At 36.8% G+C, this 3,625-nt stretch carries 2 protein-coding genes; both read left to right on the top strand.

The window, feature by feature from the left end; genetic code table 11:
- Window positions 1-16: 16 nt before the first annotated feature.
- A complete protein-coding gene (locus ACOVO2_RS11045; protein WP_421770027.1) occupies window positions 17-364 on the top strand; it encodes a hypothetical protein in 348 nt (115 codons plus the stop codon).
- 454 nt (window positions 365-818) lie between these two features.
- A partial coding sequence (locus tag ACOVO2_RS11040) for a TonB-dependent receptor domain-containing protein (RefSeq protein WP_421770026.1) occupies window positions 819-3,625 on the top strand: 2,807 nt, incomplete at its 3' end.

Genomic DNA, 3,625 nt, shown 5'->3' with positions numbered 1-3,625 from the left:
TTAAACAACCAAAACAATGTTAAAGAAAACTTTCGCAACCGCTTTTTTCTTTTTTGCAGTAACTATCGCAACATTCGCTCAAGATGTCAACGGAAAATGGGTTGGCAAAGTGATGGACCAATTTGATGTAGCCTACAACTTCAAAGCTGATGGCGAGAAATTGACAGGAACTACCACAGGCCCAGATGGTACCGAAATCGCACTGAAAGATGGAAAAATTAAAGGCAATGACCTTGAATTTACAATCAATATCATGGAAAACGATGTAAAAATTGCGGGTAAATTAGAGGGAGAGGTTATCAAACTCAAATTTAAGATTATGGATAATGATGTAGAGTTGGTTTTGAAAAAAGAAAAAAAGTAATCAGCAACTCTCAGAAATAGATTTCAAAAACCGCAGTCCTAAGCTGCGGTTTTTGTTTTATACTAAAATGATTGATTCTGATAAATAATTGTTTGATTTTGCTATCAAAAAGGTATTTATAATGCTGTAATAGTGTAATTTGAGAGAAATTCCATCTGTACGAATTTCATCATATGGTTAAAATATATCTCCTAAAGCCTTGTCTAAATTTTAGACAAGGCTTTTTATTTTCACAGTAAATTGTGCTATTTAATAAGGTATGCTAAGAACATTGATTGATTTTGTCAGTCAATAGCAGAATATTGATAATAAATTAAATTATTCCTATATTACTTTTGTACAACAAATTGTTATCAAAAGTCAATAAAAAAGCCGCTTCTACTGCGAATAGAAAACGGCTTCAGATTTTTTGATTGGCATTTAAACTCGTTAAAATTTAAAACCGACCAAATTTATGAACAAAATTTCTTTATCTAACTCTTATTGGCAAAAAACTACTGTTTTTCTTGCTTTAATGCTATTTACCTGCGTGTTTGCTTACGCCCAAACCATCAGCGGAACGGTAAACTCCGATAAAGGAGAGAAACTACCAGGTGTAAGTGTTGTAATTAAAGGTACTACTAAAGGAACTACGACTGACCGAGACGGTAAATACGCGATAGATGCTAAAAGTGGAGAAACCCTTGTTTTTTCATTTGTTGGATATGCGTCCAAAGAAGTAACTCTGAGTAATCAGACCACAACTGACATTAGCTTGACGGAAGACACACAGAGCTTGGATGAAGTGGTTGTTACGGGGGTTTTTGACAAACGTACGGCCATGGAGTCTTCTATAGCCATCAGCAAATTAGATAGTAAAACTATAGCTCGATTGGCACCGAATAGTGCAGCAGATTTATTGAGTTTTACACCTGGAGTTTTTGTAAACTCTGCATTAGGAGAGATCAATAACACCGTTTATTCAAGAGGTGTAAATGCCAACCAGTTTACGCCATCGGGTGTAAATGGTTATTATTATGTATCTTTAATGGAAGATGGTCTGCCTGTTACGAATATCACTTCAGGAACTGTGGTTGCTGATAGATTTTATCGTGCAGATGCTACTTTAGCTAATTTAGAGTCAGTAAGAGGTGGTTCAGCGGCCATTGCCTCAAATAATGCACCGGGTGGAATTTTTAACTACATCTCTAACACAGGTTTGAAACCTGTTAACGAAATTGCTTATAAAGTTGGTCTTGAGGGTGACGGAATTAATCTTTTCAACCGTATTGATGCAAATTTTGGCGGAAAATTGGGTAAAAACAATTGGTACTATAACATTGGTGGGTTTTATCGCCATTCAGACGGCCAACGCTACCCTGGTTATGCCCAAAACAAAGGCGGACAAATCAAAGCTAACGTTGTGAAAACTTTAGCCAATGGCGGAATGTTAAAATTCTATGCAAAGATTTTGGATGATAGAAACGGAATTCCGCAGAATCTTCCTGCTCAAAACTACGATAACCCTACGATTGTCAATGGTTTCAGTAATACGTTTAGCTATATGTTACCAGCTGGCGAATCGAAACAGCCTTTATGGAACAATACGGATTCTTTCACATTTGACCCATCAAAATTGATTCATAGTCAGGATAAAATGCTGGGTTCTGAGCTTAATCTCAACCTAAAAAATGGTTGGACGCTTACAAACAACATTCGAGGCTCATTGAAAGGTATTGAGCAAGATATTACTATCATGTCAACCCCTACTTCCTTGACGAGTGTGCTTACTTATGCACTCATGGGAATGGCTGGCCCCGGACAATTTTCTTTTAAGGACAGAGCCACTGGTCAAGAATTAGCCACCGTTTCAGCTGATTTTTCGAGAGGTCCAAGTTTCACAGTTACCAAAAATAATCTTCCTGGCCAAAGTATCGTACCAAATGCCGTGTTGTTTAATTTTTCTAATTATATCAAAGCTCACCTTGGTGAAGTAATTGACCAAATTACTGTTAACAAAAAATTGGGCAAACACTCAATTACGGCTGGTAGCTATTTGGCATTTACAAATTTTATTACAGATGTGGCTGGTACCGCAAACACTTCGCTGAGACCCATCGAAAACCTTGCATCTCCGCTTGATATTACTTGGACTAACCCTGCCGGAGTCGCTCAAAAAGTAACAAATCCTTTAGGATATGCTCGTCTTTCGGGTGGTGGATTGGCTTTTAGGTCGGCCGACGTAAAACAAAATCAGGTAGCATTTTTCTTGAATGATGGCTTTCAACCTACCGAAAATCTCAATATTGACTTGGGACTCAGAATTGAAAGTATTGGAGTAAAGGGCGGTAATCAGATTGGAGTTCCGACACCAACTTCTACAACCGGAGGACTTGATGGAAATCTAACAACACTCTTTGATAATTCTTATTTTGTTAAAGGTACAACGGTTAGTTATAACTCAAAACTTAATTTATTCTCGTATTCTGGAGGTGTAAATTATCTCTTAAACAAAGGAAACTCCATTTACGCTCGTTTCTCGAATAGTCAAAAAGCTCCTGACTACGGTTTCTATAACGATAACTTTACAAATCCAAGTGCTAGCCCAGAAGTAAAAGCCCAAACTATTACTCAATTTGAGTTAGGATATAAGTTTAAAGGTAAAAAAGCTTCGGGTTCAATTATTCCGTTTTATAGTAATTTAAGTAATATTCCTGTTACTACCATTGCTCAAGAAACCGATGGCACAGCTTACTATACACCAGTTGTTTATAACGAAATCCGAACTTTAGGTTTAGAGGCCGAGGTAAATATCAATTTGACCAAAAACCTAAGTTTAAATGCTAATGCTACCTATCAAGATGGAATTGCAACTACTTGGCAAAACTGGCTTGTTGGAGTAAACGGAAGAGCAGATGATAAAATAGCTGATTTCAACGGTAATCGTGCAGTGAACATTCCAAAACTCATGGCCAATATTTCGCCAATCTTTACTTATAATAAAGGTTTTGTGATGTTGAATTACAAATATATGGGGGCAAGACCAGCCAATATTGCGAATGTATTCGATTTACCTGGCTTTGGGCAGTTAAATTTAAGTGCGGGCTATGATATTTCAAAAAAACTATCACTTAATGCCAATATTAATAATCTGACCAATGTATTGGGTATCATGAACTGGATGGCTACTTCGCAATTTGCCTTGGTAGATGGTTTCAATCATAATTCGTTTACTGCGGAAAGAAGACAAACTGCACCAAATTCAATTTTTCAAATTTTACC

This window comes from Emticicia sp., assembly GCF_049241225.1.
Lineage (GTDB): Bacteria > Bacteroidota > Bacteroidia > Cytophagales > Spirosomataceae > Emticicia.
Note: the sequence above shows the minus strand (reverse complement) of the source record. Positions and strands in the feature narration are given on the sequence as shown.